Raw genomic sequence first — 20,651 nt, 5'->3', positions numbered from 1 at the left:
TTTCATTTGTGAAGAATATTATATTTTCATTATCCCACCAGTACTTGCATTTGTTACAAGTTTTGAGTAGCGCGCTAGATAGCCTTTTTTCACTTTAGGTTCAAAGCCTTTCCACTCAGCTCTACGTCTTTCGAATTCTTCATCAGAAATTTCTAATGTGATTTTACGATTATTTAAATCTAATTCAATCATGTCGCCATCCTGAACGAATGCAATTGGGCCACCTTCAGCAGCTTCAGGAGAGATATGACCGATTGAGATTCCTCTAGATGCACCTGAGAAGCGTCCATCTGTTATTAAACCGACTTTTGCACCAAGACCTCTACCAACAATTTGAGATGTAGGAGCAAGCATTTCTGGCATTCCTGGACCACCTTTAGGGCCTTCATAGCGGATGACAACAACATCGCCTTCTTTTACTTTACCAACAATGATTCCAGAAAGAGCATCTTCTTGAGAATCATAGCAAACAGCAGGGCCTCTGTGGTATCCGCCAACCGAAGGATCAACCGCTCCGACCTTAACGACAGCACCCTCAGGAGCAAGGTTACCAAATAAAATGGCTAATCCACCTTGTTCGGAATGTGGATTTTCAAGTGGACGGATAACATTGTGATCGGTAATCTCACAGCCTTCCACATTTTCACGTAAAGTTTTACCTGTAACCGTTAAGCAATCTCCATTAATGGCACCAGGCTTTTTGAGCAATTCATTAATAATTGCACTAACGCCCCCCGCATTGTGTACATCTTCAATATGATGGTCAGAAGCAGGGGCAATTTTTGCTAAGTGTGGAACACGGGCTGCGATTTCATTAATACGTTCTAAAGAATACTCAATTTCAGCTTCATTAGCTAATGCAAGAGTGTGAAGTACTGTGTTTGTTGAGCCACCCATCGCCATATCTAAAGCAAATGCATTGTCGATTGTATCAACTGTAACAATATCACGTGGCTTAATATCTTTTTCTATTAAATTCATTAATTGTTTAGCAGATTTTTTAACAAATTCTTTTCTTTCTTCGGAAACGGCTAGAATTGTTCCGTTACCAGGAAGAGCAAGACCAAGTCCTTCAGCTAGACAGTTCATTGAGTTTGCTGTGAACATACCAGAACAAGATCCGCAAGTAGGACAAGCAAATTGTTCAATTTCTGTTAATCTAGCTTCATCAATTTTACCAGATTGATAAGCCCCAACACCTTCAAAAACAGAATTAAGGTTAAGTGGATTTCCTGCCGCGTCACGACCAGCTTTCATTGGACCACCACTAACAAAGATAGTAGGGATGTTTAGACGCATCGCTGCCATCATCATACCTGGGGTGATTTTGTCACAGTTTGGAATACAAACCATTCCATCAAACCAGTGTGCAGATACAACTGTCTCAACTGAGTCGGCAATAATTTCACGACTTGGTAGGGAATATCTCATTCCGATATGACCCATAGCAATTCCATCATCAACACCAATTGTGTTCATTTCAAATGGAACTCCGCCAGCTTCACGAATTGCTTCCTTTACAATTTTTCCAAACTCTTGTAAATGAACATGTCCTGGAACAATATCGATATATGAGTTTACTACTGCTATAAATGGTTTGTTAAAGTCCTCTTCTTGTACTCCTGCTGCACGAAGCAAGCTTCTATGAGGAGCTCGATCAAACCCTGATTTAATCATGTTACTACGTAATTCTGCCATTTAAGTTACCTCCATATAAAATGATGCTTAAAATCAAAAAATTTAAATTATTACTCATTGTAACACTATTTTTAAGATAATCAATTAATAAATTTATGAGATTTATAAAAAAGATAGTTTAAGAACTTCATAGAAACTACAAATTTCAACAGTTGACGAATTGATGCAAACAGTATATTCTTCTATATATAAATAATTAGTTTAGGAAACAAATTAATTATTTGGACGCTACATAATCTTTTAAAAATTATTGTCATAATCACTTTAAAAGATACGCAAAATAACATCATGATGTGTTTTCTATCATTGAATACATAAGTAGAAAGGTATGATTTAAATGTCTAAGCAACAAATTGGTGTAGTTGGATTAGCAGTAATGGGTAAAAACTTAGCGTTAAATATAGAAAGCAGAGGATACTCTGTTGCTGTTTTTAACCGTTCATATGAAAAAACAGAAGAGTTTCTTAATAATGAAGCAACTGGCAAAAACTTTGTTGGCGCAAAAACGATTGAGGAATTTGTAAATTCTTTAGAAAAACCACGTAAGATTTTATTAATGGTTAAAGCTGGCCCAGCAACTGATGCAACAATTGATTCCCTAAAACCATATCTTGAAGAAAATGATATCCTAATTGATGGTGGTAACACATTCTTCCAAGATACTATTCGTCGTAACAAAGAATTAGAATCAACAGGCATCCACTTCATCGGAACTGGAGTTTCTGGTGGGGAAGAGGGAGCATTAAAAGGTCCTTCAATTATGCCTGGTGGACAAAAAGAAGCATATGAACTTGTTGAGCCTATCCTAACAGCAATTTCTGCTAAAGTATCAGGCGATCCATGTTGTACATATATTGGACCAAACGGTGCAGGACACTATGTAAAAATGGTTCACAACGGAATTGAATACGGCGATATGCAATTGATTTGTGAAGCTTACTTCATTCTAAAAAATGTTCTCGGATTAAGCACTGACGAACTTCATGAAGTATTTGCTGAGTGGAACAAAGGTGAACTAGATAGCTACTTAATTGAAATTACTGCAGATATTTTCACTAAAAAGGATGAAGAAACAGGTAAACCACTTGTTGATGTTATTCTTGATACTGCGGGTCAAAAAGGTACTGGTAAATGGACTAGTCAAAACGCACTAGATTTAGGTGTTCCACTACCAATCATCACTGAATCTGTATTTGCTCGTTTCATCTCTGCAATGAAGGATGAGCGTGTAAAAGCAAGTCAAGTTCTTTCTGGTCCATCTGCTGAAGGATTTAATGGAGATAAACAAGAACTTATTGAAGCAGTACGTAAAGCACTTTACTTAAGTAAAATCATTTCTTATGCACAAGGTTTCGCGCAAATGCGTGTAGCTTCTGAAGAATATAATTGGAATTTAAACTACGGTGAAATTGCAATGATTTTCCGTGGTGGATGTATCATCCGTGCACAATTCCTACAAAAAATTAAGGATGCATATGACCGAGACGGCCAATTACCAAACTTATTATTAGACCCATATTTCAAGGAAATTGCAGAAGGTTACCAAGCTTCATTACGTAAAGTTATTTCACTTGCTATTGAAAACGGAATTCCTGTACCAAGTTTCGCAAGTGCAGTTGCATACTATGATAGCTACCGTACTGAAACATTACCTGCAAACCTTCTTCAAGCACAACGTGACTACTTCGGTGCTCACACATATCAACGTGTAGACAAAGAAGGAACTTTCCATACAAACTGGATGGAATAAAACACATTGTTGGGGTTTCAACATTGGAACCCCGGCTTTTGTTTGTTAAAATTACATCATCCGATGTAAGGGATTACATACTTTTTGAGCCACTAATTGTTTGTTGTCATTTAACTTAGATTAAATAGAGACACAATTTTGTCAAAACGCGTAAACTTATTTTATAGATGGAACGTTTATATAAGGAGGAGTTTAATCATGGGTATTCTCCAAGAGTTATTACGGGATATTCCTGTTCCAAAAATGCTCAAAGTGAAACAAAATTTTGATGATTCAAAAATAGAAAATTTAGTAGAAGAGTTAACAAATAAACTGCAACGTGAAGAAGTAAAACAAACTATTAAACCTGGCATGGAAATTGCAATTGCTGTAGGTAGCCGTGGAATTGACCGTTTAGTTGACCTCACGAAAACAACAGTTCAATTTATTAAAGAACAAGGTGGTACTCCTTTTATCGTACCTAGTATGGGAAGCCATGGTGGTGCAACAGGAGAGGGACAACGTGAAGTTCTTAAACATCTTGGTGTAACTGAAGAAAGTGTTGGCTGTGAAATTCGCTCTTCCATGGAAGTTGTAAAGCTGGGGGAATTAGCAAACGGATTACCTGTTTATATTGATCAATATGCCTCAAAAGCTGACGGTATTGTAGTTATTAACCGCGTTAAACCACATACAGCCTTCCGTGGTTCTGTAGAAAGTGGTATTCAGAAGATGATCAGTATTGGCCTTGGAAAACAAAAAGGAGCAGAAGCTTGCCACCAATTAGGTTTTAAATACATGGCAGAAAATGTTCCAGCTATGGCGCAAATGATCATGGAAAAAACACCTATTCTTTTTGGTGTGGCAACTGTCGAAAATGCATTTGACAAAGTTGCTGTACTTGATATTATGCTCCCAGATGAAATTGTCGAAAAGGAACCTGAACTTCAAGCGCAAGCAAAAAAATTACTACCAAAGCTATTCTTCGATCAAATCGATGTCCTTGTCATCGATCAGATTGGAAAAAATATAAGCGGCGACGGTATGGATCCTAATATTACGGGTCGCTATCCTACTCCATATGCACACGGTGGTCCTGAAGTGAACAAAATGGTTGTTCTTGATCTCACTCCAGAAACTGAAGGAAATGCAAACGGTGTTGGTACTGCCGACTTTACGACACAACGACTTGTGGATAAAATGGACCGCGATTTCACTTATGCGAATGGACTTACTTCAACAGTTGTGGCACCAACGAAAATTGCAACAACATTACCAAACGATAAAGAAGCAATCCAAGCAGCAATCAAAACATGTAATATTTTAGATTTTACAACGGTTAAAATGGTTCGTATTAAAGATACCTTACATGTAAGCGAAATTGAAGTATCGGAAGCGTTACTTGATTACATTAATCAACATCCAAACATGGAACAGGCTTCAGATCTTTACGATTTCGATTTTGACGAAAACGGAAACCTACAGTAATTCTTGTTATGTGGGGGCTAAGCCCCCATAAACAGAATTCGGTATAATTACATAAGAAAAAGGGGAATAGACATGACTAAATTATTTGACTTAACTGGAAAAACGGCTGTAGCTATTGGTGGAAATAGTGTCCTAGGTTCTTCTATTTGTAAAGGATTTGCTGAACATGGCGCTAAAGTTGCCATCGTTGGACGTAACCTTGAAAAAGCAGAAGCAGTTGTAAAAGAAATTGAAGCAGAAGGTGGCGTTGCGAAAGCTTTCGCAGCAGACGTTCTTTCACGTGAATCACTTGAAAATGCTGCAAATGAAATTGTAGCTTGGTCAGGTGGAATTGATATCCTCCTAAATGCACCTGGTATGAATAGTCCTACTCCATTCTTTGAACTTGACATGGACGAATATGACAAAATCATGGACGTTAACCTAAAAGGTTATGTAGTTGCGACTCAAATTTTCGCAAAGAGAATGATTGAACAAGAACGCAAAGGAAGTATTATTAATATTTCTTCCGTTTCTTCTACAACACCTCTATCTAAAGTATTTACGTATTCAGTTTCAAAAGCTGGTGTTAACAGCATGACTCAGTTCTTAGCTAGAGAATTTGCTCCACACGGCATTCGTGTAAATGCAATTATTCCTGGATTCTTCCCAGCTGAACAAAATCGTAAAATCTTAAGTGAAGAGCGTATTGCATCCATCATGGGTCACACTCCAATGAATCGTTTCGGGAACCCAGATGAGCTAAAAGGAGCAGCTGTCTTCTTAGCATCAGAGAACGCTTCAAGCTTTGTAACTGGTACATTCCTTCGCGTTGATGGCGGGTTTGGAAGCATGACCATCTAATTCAAACTTCTTTTATGCGTCATGAGGCGATATATATAAAATAGACATATCTAATTTACAACCGGGAGAGAAGGGGGAGAAGACAATGATCGATGAAAAGTATCAAAAGCTTGTGTCAATTCTCCGAGAGATGGAATCTGTTGTCGTTGCATTTTCCGGTGGTGTTGACAGTACCTTTTTACTTAAGGCTGCTGTCGACACACTTGGGAAAGAAAATGTGTTGGCGGTAACTGCTGATTCAGAAACATATCCTTCAACTGAGCTTAAGGAAGCTCAAGTTCTAGCAAAACATATAGGTGCCAACCATCGAGTGATTGAAACATCAGAGCTTGCCATTCCAGGCTACACAGAAAATGACAAAAATCGTTGTTATTTCTGTAAGAGCAGTCTATTTGATCATCTGATTCCTGTTATGGAACGTGAAGGCTATCACAATGTTGTATATGGAGTCATTGCAGATGACATGAATGAATTTCGACCCGGAATGAAGGCGGCTAAGGAAAAAGGCATTCGTGGACCATTACAAGAGGCAAATCTTTTTAAAGACGAAATTAGGGAATTATCCCGTGAATTCGATTTACCTACTTGGAATAAACCATCCTTCGCATGTCTATCTTCTCGAATTGCTTACGGTGAAAAAATCACAATTGAAAAACTTACAAAGGTCGAAAGAGCAGAGGAATTCCTTAAATCTCTTGAAATCCGCCAAGTTCGTGTTCGCACACATCAAGATATTGCAAGGATTGAAGTCGAACCTAACGACATGAAAATTGTCTTGGAAAAACATGATGCCATTACTAAAAAGCTAAATGAAATTGGCTATAAATATATAACACTTGATTTAGTAGGGTATAAGAGTGGAAGTATGAATAAAGTACTTTCTTAAGAGAGGATGTTCAAAAAGTCCGGTAAAAATGACGCTTCGAATTTCTTCGTTGGCTTGTTTTTCCGTTGCTCACGTATAAAGTACATACGTTCCGCTACTCAAAACTGCGCCGCCTTGAAATTCTCGGTCCTTTTCATCCTCCTTTTTGAACACGAATCATAACTAGAAAAGGCTTTGGGAATCTTTCCAAAGCTTTTTCTTTTGAAAGAATAATATGGTAACATTAAGTCGAAAACCAACGAAAATACGATTGAACGAAGGAAGATGTAGGGATGTCACATGAGTACGTTATTGGTCTCGATCTTGGGACAACCAGTGCAAAAGCAGTAATCTTTACCTTAGATGGTAGGGTAGTTGCAGAAGCAGAGGATCTAGTTACCTCTTACTACCCGAAGCAAGGATGGGTTGAGCAAGACCCTGATGAAATTGAGCGCTCTGCTGTAAAAGCAATTAATATGGCTATTCAGCAAGCGAATGTAAACAAAGATGAAATTATTAGCTTAGGTATTTCAGCCGCAATGCATTCCATCATTTGTATGGGGGATAATGGAGAGGCTCTTTCCCAAGCATTGATTTGGGCAGACGGTAGAAGTACAAAACAAGCAAATGAACTTATGGAATCTGACGGCCTTGAAATTTTTTCAAGAACCGGTATGCCGATTCATCCAATGTCACCTTTAGCTAAGCTCATTTGGATGAGGGAAAATGATTATATTCCCTATACCCAAGCAAGCTATTTCCTATCCATTAAAGAATATTTACTTCTAAAATGGTTTAATCAACGTGTGATTGATTATGCAATGGCATCAGCAACCGGAATGTTTAACGGTAACACATTCCAATGGGATGAAGAGGTTCTTAACAAAGCGGGTATTACAGAAAACATGCTTTCAAAGATCGTACCACCGACCTATCGATTAACCGAAATGAACCCAACAATTGCTGATGAAATGGGGATATCAAGTGAGATGCCATTTATCATCGGAGCAGCTGATGGTCAGTTTGCAAATTTAGGAATTGGAGCGATATCCCCTGGTGAAGTTGCAGTAACAGTTGGTACAAGCGGAGCCATTCGTCAATTTACAAAAGGATTCCAATCCAATACAAAGCACGAAACCTTCTGTTATGCTTTTTCGGAAGAATATTTTATTGTTGGTGGCCCTACAAATAATGGTGGAATTGCTCTTCAATGGTTAAAAGAACTTCTTAATTATCAGGAAAGCTTTGATCATTTTACAGCAGAGGCTGCTAAGGTAGGACCTGGTGCTGATGGTTTATTTTTCCATCCTTATATAAATGGGGAACGCGCACCTTTATGGAACCAGCAAGCACGTGGAAATTTCTTCGGAATGTCTGTTACTCATAAAACTGAGCACTTTGTGCGTGCCGTTCTAGAAGGAATCACATTTAATCTATACCAAATTGGTCAAGCATTAGAAAAACAAGCTGGAGAGACTGAAAAACTATACGTTAACGGCGGAATGGCACGTTCTTCATTATGGCTTCAAATGCTAGCTGATGTATTTGGTAAAGAGGTTTATGTTCCAGAAAGCCATCATAGCGCAGCATGGGGTGCAGCTTGGACGGCACTTGTTAGCATTGGTAAAGCTAACTCATTTGAAGATATCAAAAACAATATTCCAATGGGTGATCCTGTCGTACCAAATATGGAGAACCATGAAAAATACAAAAATATATACGCAAAATATGAAGCAATTGAAAAAGATATTATTAAACATTTCTAAATGAAAGCGTCAGATTGATACTGGCGCTTTAGGATATACATAGATTCTAAAATCGATCGACATATCGATTAAGGTGTGTGAAACAACATGGTAGAAGAAATTTTAAAGCAAGTGAAACAAGGAACTTTAAGTATTGATGATGCGAAACAACAGCTTGCAACATATGAGAATTTAGGTTTTGCAAAAATCGATCATCATCGAAAAAACAGGCAGGGCTTCCCTGAAATTGTTTTTGGTGAGGGCAAGACAAAAGAACAAATTCAAACGATTGTCAATGTGATTAAGGGACGTGGAGACAATGTCCTTGTAACGAGAATTTCACAGGACAAGGCGGACTTTATTTTACACTCAAATCCTGAGTTTGTTTACAATGAAACAGCTCAAATTCTATATTGGACGGACACTACGCAAGATCAAAAGCAAAGGGATGGCTATGTTGCGATTGTTTGTGCTGGAACATCTGATCTAAGAGTTGCTGAAGAGGCTGCTATTACCGCTGAAGTATTAGGAAGTACTGTTCGACGTTTTTATGATGTGGGGGTAGCTGGCATCCATCGCTTATTCGATAACATTGATGAAATTAGAAACGCAAATGTTTCCGTGGTTGTCGCTGGAATGGAAGGCGCCTTGCCAAGTGTAGTTGGAGGGCTCGTATCCCATCCAATTATTGCAGTCCCAACTAGCATTGGATATGGAGCTAATTTTCAAGGTCTGTCAGCTTTGCTAACGATGCTTAATTCTTGTGCATCAGGAATCAGTGTTGTGAACATCGATAACGGTTTCGGCGGTGCCTACAGCGCAGTATTAATTGACCAACTTGCTCAGAAGGAGAACGTAAAGTGATGAAAACACTATATTTAGACTGTTTTTCTGGGATTAGTGGGGATATGGTAATTGGTGCATTACTAGATGCAGGAGCTGACCCACAAATACTAGTTCAGGAATTAAAGAAACTTCAATTTGAAGATGAATACGAATTAGAATGGAAAAAGATCGTGAAAAACGGGATCACTTCAACAAAATTTGATGTCATTTTAAAAAACGATGGCAGCAATCACACGCATGATCATGATCACCATCATCACGACCATGAACATACTCATGAACACGATCACAGTCATGGGCACAGCCACGACCATCATCATGAACACGATCACAGTCATGATCACAGCCACGACCATCATCATGAACACGATCATAGTCATGGGCACAGCCACGACCATCATCATGAACACGATCATAGTCATGGGCACAGCCACGACCATCATCATGAACACGATCATAGTCATGGGCACAGCCATGACCATGATCACGATCACAGCCATGGTCATCATCACCATTCACATCGTTCCTATAAGGATATTGTGAAGATGATAGATGAGTCTGAACTTGCACCAGAAGTAAAGGAAACATCACTGAAAATATTCAGAAAAATCGGCGAAGCGGAAGGGCTTATTCATGGACTTCCTTTGGACAAAGTCCATTTTCATGAAGTAGGCGCTGTTGATTCCATTATCGATATAGTAGGGGCAGCAATCTTATTGCACCAACTTGAAATAACAACTATTAAATCATCATCCGTACCAGTGGGAACAGGTAAAATCCATATTGATCATGGTATCTACCCAGTCCCTGCACCTGCCACACTTGAAATTCTAAAAGGAGTTCCAATTGAACAAAGTGATATTCGTTTTGAACTCACAACTCCTACAGGGGCAGGAATCGTTTCCGTCCTGACTGAAGAATTTTGTAGCTTTCCTTCAATGAAGGTAACATCGGTTGGCTACGGAGCTGGTACAAAAACTTTTAAAGATCGCCCTAATGTTCTCCGCGTTATTATTGGAGAATAATGTGACATAAAGTCCCCACAAAATGGTGGGGACTTTTCTGTCTTACAAAGGAATTGGCAATGCTTTTATTGACACATATTAAATTACGTTATATAATTATCTTGAATTTAAGATATTTTAACTTAAGAGATTATTTTCATTATATTAGTTTACTACTCATTGGAGAAACTAGTATCAAGACAGACTAATGGGGGCATATAGAATGGACACTTTAAAAGGAATACACCACGTCACTGCAATTACAAGTAGTGCGGAGAAAAACTATGAATTCTTCACTTATGTATTAGGAATGAGATTAGTCAAAAAAACAGTAAACCAAGATGATATACAGACATATCACTTATTTTTTGCAGACGATACAGGCAGCCCAGGAACAGATATGACCTTTTTCGATTTTCCAGGGATTCCAAAAGGGGTTCATGGAACAAATGAAATCTCAAAAACTTCTTTCCGTGTTCCAACAGACGCTGCGATTGACTATTGGGAAAAACGTTTTAATCGTTTAAATATTAAACATTTCGGTGTAAAAGAGCAATTCGGAGTGAAAACCATATCCTTTGTTGACTTTGATGATCAACAATATCAATTGGTTTCGGATGAAAACAATAAAGGTGTACCTGCAGGAACTCCATGGCAAAAAGGACCTATTCCTTTAGAATATGCAATCACTGGTTTGGGACCGTTATTTGTAAGAACTGCACATTTTGATTTCTTTAAGGAAATGCTTGAAAAAGTATTACAATTTAAAGAAATTGCTCAAGAAGGCTCGTTTCACTTATTTGAGGTAGGGGAAGGTGGAAATGGGGCACAAGTTGTTGTTGAACATAACACAATTCTTCCAGCAGGACAACAAGGTTTTGGAACAGTCCACCATGCTGCTTTTCGTGTTGAGGATAAGTCAGTACTTGAAGCATGGGACAAACATCTTCGCGGCTTCGGATTCCAAACTTCAGGCTTTGTTGATCGCTTCTTCTTCGGCTCTCTTTATTCTAGAGTAGCTCCTGGAATACTATTTGAGTTTGCGACAGATGGCCCAGGGTTTATGGGGGATGAACCATATGAAACACTCGGAGAAAAGCTATCATTACCTCCATTTCTCGAGTCAAAGCGTGAAGCTATTGAGAGCTATGTCCGACCTATTGATACCGTAAGAAGTACAAAAGAATTTGTAAAAGAATAACTCCAGCATACAGGATGCCTCGTTCGATAGAACGGGGCATCTATTTGTTTTAGCAGCTAGTAATTAATGGTTAAATATTTAATCAAACAATTTCCAATTCCCCATTGTACATAGGTCCAAAGGCGGGAAACCTTCCTTCTCCCTCGTTAAAATCTTCCATTCCCACTGACTATGGAAGGATTTTATCGAAACTAATCGAAATTTGTCTTATTTCATTGTATAATTGACTGTTGTAAGACAAAAAGCTTTGAAAGGATGATGTCCAATGATGGAGTGGGCGTTAGTCATATTATTCGGTGTAGCAGCAGTGTTGCTCATTTTATCTTATGCACTTACGAAAAAGGCAAAAAAGGTAGAACAGCGTGAGCTTGAATTATATTCAATTAGTTTTATGGAGGAAATTAATAAGCTGCAGCAGCAAATAAGAAACCTCGAATTAGATAATGAAATTCTTAAAAATCAAGCAGGAATTGATACAACAGATATGGAACAACACGAATTACTTCGTGATGTACTCGATTTATATAAAAGAGGATATTCAGTATCAAGTATTGCAAACGAAAAGAACATAAGTGAAATCGAAGTACAAGGTATGCTGTCTCCTTTTACAAAACAAAAAGAAGGGAGAATAGCAGCAAATGACCGCTAAAACATTAACTAGCTTTGCTTCTGGGCTTTTACTTGCTTCAGCGGTTTGTGCCGTTGTATATTTTTCCGGACCACAACAAGCAACTAGTTCAAGCTCTAAGGAAAAACCAACTGTCGAAGAGCTAAAAAGCCAACTTGCTGCAGAAGGCTACGTTATTCATACAGAAGATGAATGGAACAATGCCATTGCTGGAGCGAAAAACACAGAAAAAGTCGAGGAACAACCAAAAGAAGAAGTCAAAGAAGAAGTGAAAGAAGAGCCCGCTGAGCCGGTTGTCCATAAAACAGTGATCACTGTTTCCGAAGGTATGACTAGCTATGAGGTTGGAAAAGCACTAATTTCAGCTAAAATCATAAGCGGAGATGCCTGGGATTTTGCAAATCTTGTTGAGAAAAAAGGAGTTGCAAAATACCTAAAGCTTGGCTCACACGAAATAAACAGCAATATGACAACGGATGAGATTATCGCAACAATTTTTAACAAATAAATAGACCACCATGAAAAGACCAAGTCACCTAAATTTGATTTGGTCTTTTGCTATTTCGTGAAACATTTACTGTGAAACAAGAAAAATCGGGAATGACATGCACTAAAATGTAGGCGTTTCACACAAAAAGTAGACAATTGTTATCATTTTGGTTGTGCTTACATATTATAAAGTATAAATTAATATTAAGTATTAATTTATTTTTTAGACCCTAAAATGACTTTGATGAGTTTTATAAATATGATTTATGTCAAGAATGAATGTATATTAAATAAGCTAATGGGGTGATACGAAATGTATACCAATAAAGCAATTCAGGTTCTTGACCGTATGCGATTATCAAATGGTGCTTATACAGCAAGCCTATCCAATGATTACAGCTATGTGTGGATTCGAGACATAGTATATACAGTTCTTCCGTTTATCAATGAACCATCAGAAAGATATGCAAAAGCCTATCATGCTTTATTAGATATGTTCAAGAGCTACGAGTGGAAAATTGATATCCATCGGAAAAAGAAACCGATTTATTTGTTTGAATATATCCATTCACGCTACTCAACTGACTTAAAAGAAATGCCAGTCGAATGGGGGCATGCCCAGAATGATGCGATTGGAGCCTTCCTATGGGGTGTTGGAGAAGGATACCGTCTAGGACAAAAAGTAATCCGAGATAAGAAGGATATAGAGATTATACAAAAGCTTGTTGATTATCTAGAATGCTTGCAATATTGGCAAGCAAAGGATAATGGCATGTGGGAAGAAAACATGGAAGTCCATGCTTCAAGTTTAGGAGCCTGTGTAGCTGGACTTAACGCCGTCAAAATACTTGTTAACGTAAATGAAGATCTTATTAAAAAAGGCGAGGAAGCTCTCCGAAATTTATTACCTCGTGAAAGTGAAACAAAAGATACCGATTTAGCATTGCTTAGCCTTGTATTCCCATATCGTGTGGTTGACCGTGATACTGCCATTAAGATTGTTGAAACCGTTTCCTCAAAATTAGAGCGTACGTATGGTGTCATTCGATACGAAAACGATCAGTATTATAATGAAGGCAAAGAAGCTGAATGGTGCTTTGGATTCCCATGGTTGGGACTTTGCTATCTTGAATTAGGGCAATTCCATAAAGCAAGTGAATATATAGCTAAAACAAAGAGAGTTGTTCCTGATAATTGGGAGGTTCCTGAACTCTATGTTGGAGGAACGAATAGACCGAATGGAAACACTCCATTAGCATGGTCAGTTGCGATGTCCTATATTTTCCTCACAAAAATAGAAGATATGTCTCAACAAATGATTTCTTAAAAGCTGCGTTTGCAGCTTTTTTTAATTTTATTTGTAGATATATTTGACTACCCCGTTTGAACTACAATTAAACACTATTTCAGAATAACAAAACCTCTGGTATCCACATATACGTTTACATTATTTTGCAATATCAAAATTTTACTTAAAAATGTAAAAATTTATGAAAAAACCAACGCTTATTGTAAACGGTTTCAGTATCTCGTTGATTTTTTATCTCCACGAAAATAATATTTTTCTTTCAATTCTACTTAATCCGACAATAAAAAACATTATTCGCTAAAGGAATATTTCAACCTTGAAACGAATTAATATAATAAAGTGAAAAAATAATACCAAAATTGTGTTTATTCAGTTTTATACTATGGTTTTATTGTTTTTTGTTTATTTTCATACAAATGACATAAGTTTTTGGTATTACACGCGTTCTCTATACATATATCAAAAGGAGGATATCAATAGTGAAATCAATCGCTGAAAAAGAGGTTGAACTTTTTCCAAGTGACTTCGATCTGTACTTATTTCACGAAGGAACTTTATTAGAAGCCTATAACATGCTTGGCGCACACGTCATGTCCTATAAAGGAGAAGATGGAGTACGCTTTTCAGTATGGGCCCCTCATGCAAAATCCGTTTCAGTTGTTGGGGATTTCAACAACTGGGAGGGCAGTAAGCATGTCCTTGAAAAGATTCGGAATTCAGGGGTATGGATTGGATTTATTCCGGGATTAAAAGCAGGTGATCTTTATAAATACGAAATCACAAATGCAAATGGTGAAAAGAAGTTAAAATCCGATCCTTTTGCATTCTCTTCTGAACTAAGACCGAACACCGCATCTGTTGTAACAAAGCTTGAACAGTATGAGTGGAATGATAAGAAATGGTTGAAAAATCGAGATAAAGCTGATTCGTACAATAATCCAATGCTTATTTATGAATTACATACGGGTTCTTGGAAAAAGAAAGAAGACGGCAGCTTTTATACATATCGGGAACTTGCTGACGATGTGATTGACTATGTTGTGGAACATGGGTTTACACACATCGAATTAATGCCCATTATGGAGCATCCATTTGATTTGTCATGGGGCTACCAAATAACAGGGTTTTATTCGGTAACAAGTAGGCATGGTAGTCCTGAAGACTTTATGTATTTTGTGGATCAATGTCATCAAAAAGGCATTGGTGTCATACTCGATTGGGTACCTGTACATTTCTGCCGTGACGAGCACGGATTAGGCAAATTTGATGGAACTCCTCTTTATGAGTCAACTGAATCAAAACGAGCTGACCGACCATTATGGGGGACGTATAGCTTTGATTTTACAAAGATGGAGATTCATAGTTTCTTATTATCTAATCTTGCTTTTTGGATGGATATGTACCATATTGATGGCTTTCGAATCGATGCCGTATCTTCATTAATTTTCCTTAACCACGACAACCCGCAACAAGAAAAGCTATTTAATCAATTTGGTGGCGAAGAAAATTTGGAGGCAATTGAATTTATTAAAAAAGCCAATGAAGCCATTTTTAAACGATATCCAGGCGTGCTAATGATTGCAGAGGAAGCCACCGATTATCCTCTTGTAACTGCACCAACTTCTGAGGGTGGATTAGGCTTTAATTATAAATGGAATATGGGCTGGGTGAATGACGTCCTTAAATACATGCGTCTGCATCCGTCTGATAGACGTTATCATCATAATTTATTAACTTTTTCCTTCTTCTATGCGTTTTCAGAAAATTTTGTTTTACCTTTTTCACATGACGATGTTGTTCACGGAAAAAAATCCCTTTTAGATAAGATGCCAGGTGACTACTGGCAGAAGTTTGCTAATTTACGATTATTATATGGGTACTTAATGACCCACCCTGGAAAGAAACTTCTCTTTATGGGAGGAGAGTTCGGTCAATTCTCTGAGTGGAAGGAGCTTGAGGAACTAGATTGGATGCTTCTAAACTATGATTCTCATACTAAGCTTCAGACCTATTTTAAAGAGCTTCAACATTTTTATCGCATGAATTCTAGCCTTTGGAGACTGGATCATGATCAAGAAGGGTTTGAATGGATTGACCCAGATAATAACGACCAATCTGTGATTACCTTCATGAGACAGGGGAAGCGCAAGGGTGATTATTCAATCATCATTTGCAACTTTTCTACAGAGGTCTATGAAAATTATCGTATTGGCGTCCCATCAACTGGGAGTTATATAGAATTATTTAATAGTGATTCAGTGGAATTTGGAGGCTCTGGTCAGATTAATGCAGAAACTTTATCAGTTGATAAGACGCCAGCTCATAATCAACCATACAGCATGACAATTAAAGTTCCACCTTTAGCAATTAGTATCTTTAGAAAAGAGACAAAAAAGAGAAAAAGAGGTGTCGTCAAAAAATGAGGTCAAAGAAGTGGATTGCAGTTGTATTAGCAGGTGGTCAAGGGTCAAGATTGGGGGAATTAACAACGACTCTTGCCAAACCCGCTGTTCCGTTTGGTGGGAAATACCGAATTATTGATTTTCCTTTAAGTAATTGTACTCATTCAGGTATTGATACAGTTGGTGTCATTACCCAATACCGTCCACATGTACTCAATAATTATGTAAGTAATGGACGTCCTTGGGATTTAGACCGGAACAATGGGGGAGTAACCGTCCTTCCGCCATACCTTGGAAAACACGGCGGAGATTGGTACAAAGGAACTGCTAACGCAGTCTACCAAAATATCCATTATATCGAGCAATACGATCCAGAATATGTACTCATTTTATCTGGCGATCATATTTACAAGATGGACTATAGTAAGATGCTTCGCTTTCACCTTAAAAAAGATGCTGCTGCTACAATTGCGGTTATTGAAGTCCCATGGGCAGAAGCGAGTCGTTTTGGAATTATGAATACAAACGATGAAAAGAAAATTGTTGAATTTGATGAAAAACCAGCCAATCCAAAGAGCAATCTTGCTTCAATGGGAATTTACTTATTCAAATGGAAACTTTTAAAACAGTATTTAAAAGAAGATGAAGGAAATATTCATTCTTCTAATGATTTTGGGAAGGACATTATCCCTAAGTTACTTGCTGACAACAATCAGTTATATGCCTACCAGTTTGATAGCTACTGGAAGGATGTTGGGACAATCGAAAGCCTTTGGGAAGCACATATGGACTTGTTAGATGATGCTCCGGGCTTTGATCTACATGATCCAAGCTGGCCATTCTTTACGGGGATTGCGACTCATCCTCCTCAATATATATCAGCAGCCGCAGACATTTCTCAATCTTTGATCAATGAGGGATGTATCGTCCAAGGAACGATTGACCACTCGGTGCTTTCCTACAACGTACAGGTTGGAGAGAATTCAGTTATTAAAGACTCTGTGATCATGCCGAATGTTCAAATTGGCAAAAATGTGACGATTCACAAAGCAATAATTGCAAGTGATCTATGTATTCCTGATGGAGCTCATATTGGGTCTGATGCCCCGGACGCTGCCATTACATTAATTGGAGATGAAAATACTGTAAGACCATTAACCGTTAGTAATTAAATATCACATGAGGAGCGATTGGGATTGGAACGAGTAATTGGCGTAATAAACTTAGTAAATGATAAACAATATTTAAAAGAATTAACACAACATCGTTGTTTGGCAGCAGTACCATTTGGTGGAAGATATCGATTAATCGATTTTACAATGTCCAATTTTATTAACGCTCAAATTAAAAAGGTTGGCGTATTCACTAAGGACAAATATCGTTCAATCATGGATCATCTCGGTAATGGGAAAGAATGGGACCTCGACCGACGAAATGGGGGATTGTTTATTTTACCTCCAATCCACCCGGACAAAAGTATAGTTGGTGATGTCCAGCAATTTTATGATCACCTTGAATTTTTTAAGAGATCCCATGAGGATACAGTGATTTTATCTCCTGGTCATCATGTTTATAAAATTAATTTTAATGATGTCATCAAAAGCCATAGAGAAAGTGGTGCAGACATTACAGTCGTTTATAAGGATTATGATGGAGAGCCTGTCGATAAACCAATCTATCATAAATGCATTCTAGATGCTGATGACAAAGTGAAAAACCTAGAACTCTATACAACTCCAAAACAGGGAGATCCTGTTTGTACCGAAACCTTTGTTTTTTCAAAGAAATTGTTAATTGAACTTATTACGAAGTGCTATGAAAATGGGGAATATGATTTTATCCGAGATGTGGTTAAAGCGAATTTACAACGTCTTAAAGTAAACAGCTATCATTTTAAAGGTTATATGCCATTTATTCATTCAATTTCAAGCTATTATAAAACGAATATGGATTTCTTAAACCCACAAGTGACAAAGGAATTCTTTTTCGATAACTGGGAGATTTATACAAAGACAAAGCATGAGCCACCTGTCAAATACTCGACAACTTCTAATGTCAGCAATTCGTTAATTGCAAACGGCAGTGATATTGAGGGTACAGTTGAGAATAGTATTATTTTCCGAGGGGTCAAAATACGCAAAGGGGCTACTGTTAAAAATAGTATTATCATGCAGAAAAGTGTCATTGACGAAGGTACCTACCTTGAAAATGTCATTACAGATAAACAAGTAAACATCACATCGGAAAAAGTAATCGTTGGAGAGCTTTCTCCAACTGTCATTAAAAAAGCTGATATTATCTAACTTTATTCAGGAGTATCCCAATAATAATTTGAGATACTGTAACATCGTATACGGTTGGAGTTTAATACTTTAGCTGAATAAAGTTAGAAGCCTCCGGCGGATGCCACAGATTTTCAGAGGTAAATTTTCGAGCAGTAAGATTAAAGACTAAAAACGCCACGTCCTGTGGCAACGTCTTTATGACCCACTTCATGTGGGCCTAAAATCTGGGCGCAAATACGCCAAGGCGCATTTGATTAGGGGGAAAATCATGAACGTATTATTCGCAGCATCAGAGTGTGCTCCATTTATTAAAACAGGCGGACTAGGGGATGTAATAGGGGCTTTACCGAATGCACTACAACAGGAAGGTGTACATGTAAGTGTTATCCTTCCGAAATATGGAGATTTAGCTGAAACATACAAGGAACAACTAGAATTAGAACGAATTATCGAGGTGCCATTAGGTTGGCGTAGACAATATTGTGGTATTGAAAAATTAGTCCACAACGGAATTAGCTATTATTTTTTAGATAATGAATATTATTTTAAACGCTATGGGAGTTACGGCTTTTATGATGACGGGGAACGATTTGCTTTCTTTTCAAGAGCCGTACTTGAAGCAATCCCATATCTAGACAAAAAGCCAGATGTTATTCATTGTCATGACTGGCAAGCTGGACCAATACCACTATTATTAAAAGCACATTATTCGAATCAATCAGAATATCAGGATATCAAAACAGTATTTACGATTCATAACTTACGCTATCAGGGCGTATTCCCAAAATCGGTATTAAGTGAATTACTAGATGTGAGTGATCGCTATTTTCATATAGACGGAGTGGAGTTTTACGGGAACGTCAGCTACCTGAAAGCAGGATTAGCCTTCAGTGATACGATAACAACCGTTAGCCCAACCTATGCAAATGAAATCCAGACTCCTTATTTTGGAGAACAATTGGATGGATATTTGCGAAAACGGAATTTTGAATTGCATGGAATTGTCAATGGAATCGATCATAAAGCATACAATCCCGCTTCAGATAATGCAATTTTTGCATCTTATGATTCATATGAAGGAAAAATGGAAAATAAAAGGGCTTTACAGGAGCAGCTCGGGCTGCCAGTGAACGAACAGGTACCTGTTATTTCTATGATTACACGTCTTGTCGATCAAAAAGGAATTGATCTTGTTTTACACGTATTTGAAGAAATCCTGAAACAAAACGTGCAATTTGTTTTACTCGGAACCGGTGAAAGTCATTATGAGGATGCATTCCGTGAAATGGCATACCGGTATCCAACAAAAGTGTCTACGAATATCTTTTTTGACGAGGGACTTTCTCGAAAAATCTATGCCGGTTCCGACCTGTTTTTAATGCCGTCACAGTTTGAGCCTTGTGGGATTGGTCAGTTACTTGCATTCCGCTATGGAACACTACCAATTGTAAGAGAAACAGGTGGTCTCAAGGATACAGTACAACCATACAATGAATTTACAGACCAAGGAAATGGCTTCAGCTTTACGAATTACAACGCACATGACATGTTATATACCATTGAACGTGCGATTTGGTTCTACCGATTCCAGCCAAAGAAATGGAGGGAGCTTTCTGAAAAAGCATTAAAGCTTGACTTCAGCTGGGGAGCCTCTTCAAAAGAATATGTCAATCTATATGAAGAACTACAATTTGCAATCGTATAAGCTAAAAAAACGTTAGGGACACACCCTAACGTTTTTACCGTTTACGACCTAATTGTGTGAGTGCAATCCGTCTCAACGATGAACTGCTAAAATCAGTTGCATTTCTTTTTTTCATCCGTTCTCGAATCGGGTTATCATTTGTGAGTAACCTTTCATCATTGTTCTCAATCACAGGGAAATCCTCCAATCCTATATGAAGTTATATTCCCCGAATAGAATATTTTATAATCTTATTTGTTTTCTTTGATCGAAACATTTTGTGGTCGCTTCGGATGTCCATTTTTACCTTCATCATTTGGACCTGTTAAGGTATTTCTTTTATCTAATACTTTTCCTGTAAATTCGACCGGATTGCGATTTGCCATGTTTTTTCACCTCCATCTGTTAGGATGGATGGAAAATGAAATAACATAA

Annotated in this window: 18 protein-coding genes; 15 read left to right on the top strand and 3 right to left on the bottom strand. The window is 37.8% G+C overall.

Translation table 11 applies throughout. The features are described 5' to 3' along the window. Positions 1 to 18: 18 nt before the first annotated feature. A complete protein-coding gene (gene ilvD / locus ACFSFW_RS05265) occupies positions 19 to 1,698 on the bottom strand; it encodes a dihydroxy-acid dehydratase (protein WP_304220433.1) in 1,680 nt (559 codons plus the stop codon). A 337-nt stretch (positions 1,699 to 2,035) separates the two neighbouring features. Between ilvD and gnd the strand changes: the two genes are divergently transcribed. From gnd to glgA, 15 genes are all read left to right on the top strand, one after another. After that, complete coding sequence (gene gnd / locus ACFSFW_RS05260; RefSeq protein ID WP_388035761.1) at positions 2,036 to 3,448, top strand: NADP-dependent phosphogluconate dehydrogenase; 1,413 nt, start codon at positions 2,036 to 2,038, stop codon at positions 3,446 to 3,448. A gap of 198 nt (positions 3,449 to 3,646) precedes the next feature. Then, on the top strand, positions 3,647 to 4,915 hold the full coding sequence (locus ACFSFW_RS05255; protein WP_388035758.1) for a nickel pincer cofactor-dependent isomerase, group 22: 1,269 nt from the start codon (positions 3,647 to 3,649) through the stop codon (positions 4,913 to 4,915). 72 nt (positions 4,916 to 4,987) lie between these two features. Then, positions 4,988 to 5,758 carry an SDR family oxidoreductase gene (locus tag ACFSFW_RS05250; protein WP_099364415.1) on the top strand — a complete coding sequence of 257 codons (771 nt, stop codon included), beginning with the start codon at positions 4,988 to 4,990 and terminating at the stop codon, positions 5,756 to 5,758. Between the two features lie 85 nt (positions 5,759 to 5,843). Further along, complete coding sequence (gene larE / locus ACFSFW_RS05245; protein ID WP_388035755.1) at positions 5,844 to 6,644, top strand: ATP-dependent sacrificial sulfur transferase LarE; 801 nt, start codon at positions 5,844 to 5,846, stop codon at positions 6,642 to 6,644. 272 nt (positions 6,645 to 6,916) lie between these two features. Continuing rightward, complete coding sequence (locus tag ACFSFW_RS05240; RefSeq protein WP_304220423.1) at positions 6,917 to 8,389, top strand: gluconokinase; 1,473 nt, start codon at positions 6,917 to 6,919, stop codon at positions 8,387 to 8,389. 87 nt (positions 8,390 to 8,476) lie between these two features. Beyond that, positions 8,477 to 9,232: a nickel pincer cofactor biosynthesis protein LarB gene (gene larB, locus ACFSFW_RS05235; RefSeq protein WP_304220421.1), complete on the top strand. Its 756-nt coding sequence runs from the start codon at positions 8,477 to 8,479 to the stop codon at positions 9,230 to 9,232. Beyond that, positions 9,232 to 10,239 (top strand): nickel pincer cofactor biosynthesis protein LarC, encoded by a 1,008-nt coding sequence (gene larC / locus ACFSFW_RS05230; RefSeq protein ID WP_388036033.1) that lies wholly within the window; start codon positions 9,232 to 9,234, stop codon positions 10,237 to 10,239. Before larB ends, larC begins: the two co-directional genes overlap by 1 nt. A 202-nt stretch (positions 10,240 to 10,441) precedes the next feature. Next, complete coding sequence (locus ACFSFW_RS05225; RefSeq protein ID WP_388035751.1) at positions 10,442 to 11,419, top strand: ring-cleaving dioxygenase; 978 nt, start codon at positions 10,442 to 10,444, stop codon at positions 11,417 to 11,419. A 265-nt stretch (positions 11,420 to 11,684) separates the two neighbouring features. Next, positions 11,685 to 12,068, top strand: coding sequence for a hypothetical protein (locus tag ACFSFW_RS05220; RefSeq protein ID WP_304220417.1), 384 nt, complete (start codon positions 11,685 to 11,687; stop codon positions 12,066 to 12,068). Beyond that, positions 12,058 to 12,555, top strand: coding sequence for a hypothetical protein (locus ACFSFW_RS05215; RefSeq protein ID WP_388035748.1), 498 nt, complete (start codon positions 12,058 to 12,060; stop codon positions 12,553 to 12,555). The genes ACFSFW_RS05220 and ACFSFW_RS05215 overlap by 11 nt, the downstream gene beginning before the upstream one ends. Before the next feature lie 294 nt (positions 12,556 to 12,849). After that, complete coding sequence (locus ACFSFW_RS05210; RefSeq protein WP_304220413.1) at positions 12,850 to 13,863, top strand: glycoside hydrolase family 15 protein; 1,014 nt, start codon at positions 12,850 to 12,852, stop codon at positions 13,861 to 13,863. Between the two features lie 461 nt (positions 13,864 to 14,324). Further along, positions 14,325 to 16,268 (top strand): 1,4-alpha-glucan branching protein GlgB, encoded by a 1,944-nt coding sequence (gene glgB / locus ACFSFW_RS05205; protein ID WP_304220449.1) that lies wholly within the window; start codon positions 14,325 to 14,327, stop codon positions 16,266 to 16,268. Next, a complete protein-coding gene (locus ACFSFW_RS05200) occupies positions 16,265 to 17,419 on the top strand; it encodes a glucose-1-phosphate adenylyltransferase (RefSeq protein WP_304220451.1) in 1,155 nt (384 codons plus the stop codon). The genes glgB and ACFSFW_RS05200 overlap by 4 nt, the downstream gene beginning before the upstream one ends. A gap of 24 nt (positions 17,420 to 17,443) precedes the next feature. Further along, on the top strand, positions 17,444 to 18,550 hold the full coding sequence (gene glgD, locus ACFSFW_RS05195) for a glucose-1-phosphate adenylyltransferase subunit GlgD (protein ID WP_388035744.1): 1,107 nt from the start codon (positions 17,444 to 17,446) through the stop codon (positions 18,548 to 18,550). A 250-nt stretch (positions 18,551 to 18,800) separates the two neighbouring features. Continuing rightward, complete coding sequence (gene glgA / locus ACFSFW_RS05190) at positions 18,801 to 20,237, top strand: glycogen synthase GlgA (RefSeq protein WP_304220455.1); 1,437 nt, start codon at positions 18,801 to 18,803, stop codon at positions 20,235 to 20,237. 34 nt (positions 20,238 to 20,271) lie between these two features. On the opposite strand, the gene ACFSFW_RS05185 is transcribed toward glgA, so the two are convergent. Beyond that, positions 20,272 to 20,409, bottom strand: coding sequence for a hypothetical protein (locus tag ACFSFW_RS05185; RefSeq protein ID WP_304220457.1), 138 nt, complete (start codon positions 20,407 to 20,409; stop codon positions 20,272 to 20,274). Positions 20,410 to 20,467: 58 nt separating this feature from the next. Then, entirely contained in the window at positions 20,468 to 20,602 is a 135-nt protein-coding gene (locus tag ACFSFW_RS05180; RefSeq protein ID WP_304220459.1) for a hypothetical protein, read from the bottom strand. Between the last annotated feature and the right edge of the window lie 49 nt (positions 20,603 to 20,651).

It is taken from the genome of Ferdinandcohnia salidurans, from assembly GCF_042680725.1.
GTDB lineage: Bacteria > Bacillota > Bacilli > Bacillales > Bacillaceae_L > Ferdinandcohnia > Ferdinandcohnia salidurans.
The sequence above is the reverse complement of the archived record's forward strand: the minus strand, read 5'-3'. Positions and strand labels throughout refer to the sequence as shown.

Bases quoted from the DNA above. Each gene is read 5' to 3' on its own strand.
- ACFSFW_RS05240 (WP_304220423.1), top strand. From the start codon at position 6,917: ATGTCACATGAGTACGTTATTGGTCTCGATCTTGGGACAACCAGTGCA.
- ACFSFW_RS05215 (WP_388035748.1), top strand. From the start codon at position 12,058: ATGACCGCTAAAACATTAACTAGCTTTGCTTCTGGGCTTTTACTTGCT.
- ACFSFW_RS05180 (WP_304220459.1), bottom strand. From the start codon at position 20,602: ATGGCAAATCGCAATCCGGTCGAATTTACAGGAAAAGTATTAGATAAA.
- ACFSFW_RS05210 (WP_304220413.1), top strand. From the start codon at position 12,850: ATGTATACCAATAAAGCAATTCAGGTTCTTGACCGTATGCGATTATCA.
- ACFSFW_RS05225 (WP_388035751.1), top strand. From the start codon at position 10,442: ATGGACACTTTAAAAGGAATACACCACGTCACTGCAATTACAAGTAGT.
- glgA (WP_304220455.1), top strand. From the start codon at position 18,801: ATGAACGTATTATTCGCAGCATCAGAGTGTGCTCCATTTATTAAAACA.
- ACFSFW_RS05255 (WP_388035758.1), top strand. From the start codon at position 3,647: ATGGGTATTCTCCAAGAGTTATTACGGGATATTCCTGTTCCAAAAATG.
- larE (WP_388035755.1), top strand. From the start codon at position 5,844: ATGATCGATGAAAAGTATCAAAAGCTTGTGTCAATTCTCCGAGAGATG.
- larC (WP_388036033.1), top strand. From the start codon at position 9,232: ATGAAAACACTATATTTAGACTGTTTTTCTGGGATTAGTGGGGATATG.
- gnd (WP_388035761.1), top strand. From the start codon at position 2,036: ATGTCTAAGCAACAAATTGGTGTAGTTGGATTAGCAGTAATGGGTAAA.
- ACFSFW_RS05200 (WP_304220451.1), top strand. From the start codon at position 16,265: ATGAGGTCAAAGAAGTGGATTGCAGTTGTATTAGCAGGTGGTCAAGGG.
- ACFSFW_RS05220 (WP_304220417.1), top strand. From the start codon at position 11,685: ATGATGGAGTGGGCGTTAGTCATATTATTCGGTGTAGCAGCAGTGTTG.
- ACFSFW_RS05250 (WP_099364415.1), top strand. From the start codon at position 4,988: ATGACTAAATTATTTGACTTAACTGGAAAAACGGCTGTAGCTATTGGT.
- larB (WP_304220421.1), top strand. From the start codon at position 8,477: ATGGTAGAAGAAATTTTAAAGCAAGTGAAACAAGGAACTTTAAGTATT.
- ilvD (WP_304220433.1), bottom strand. From the start codon at position 1,698: ATGGCAGAATTACGTAGTAACATGATTAAATCAGGGTTTGATCGAGCT.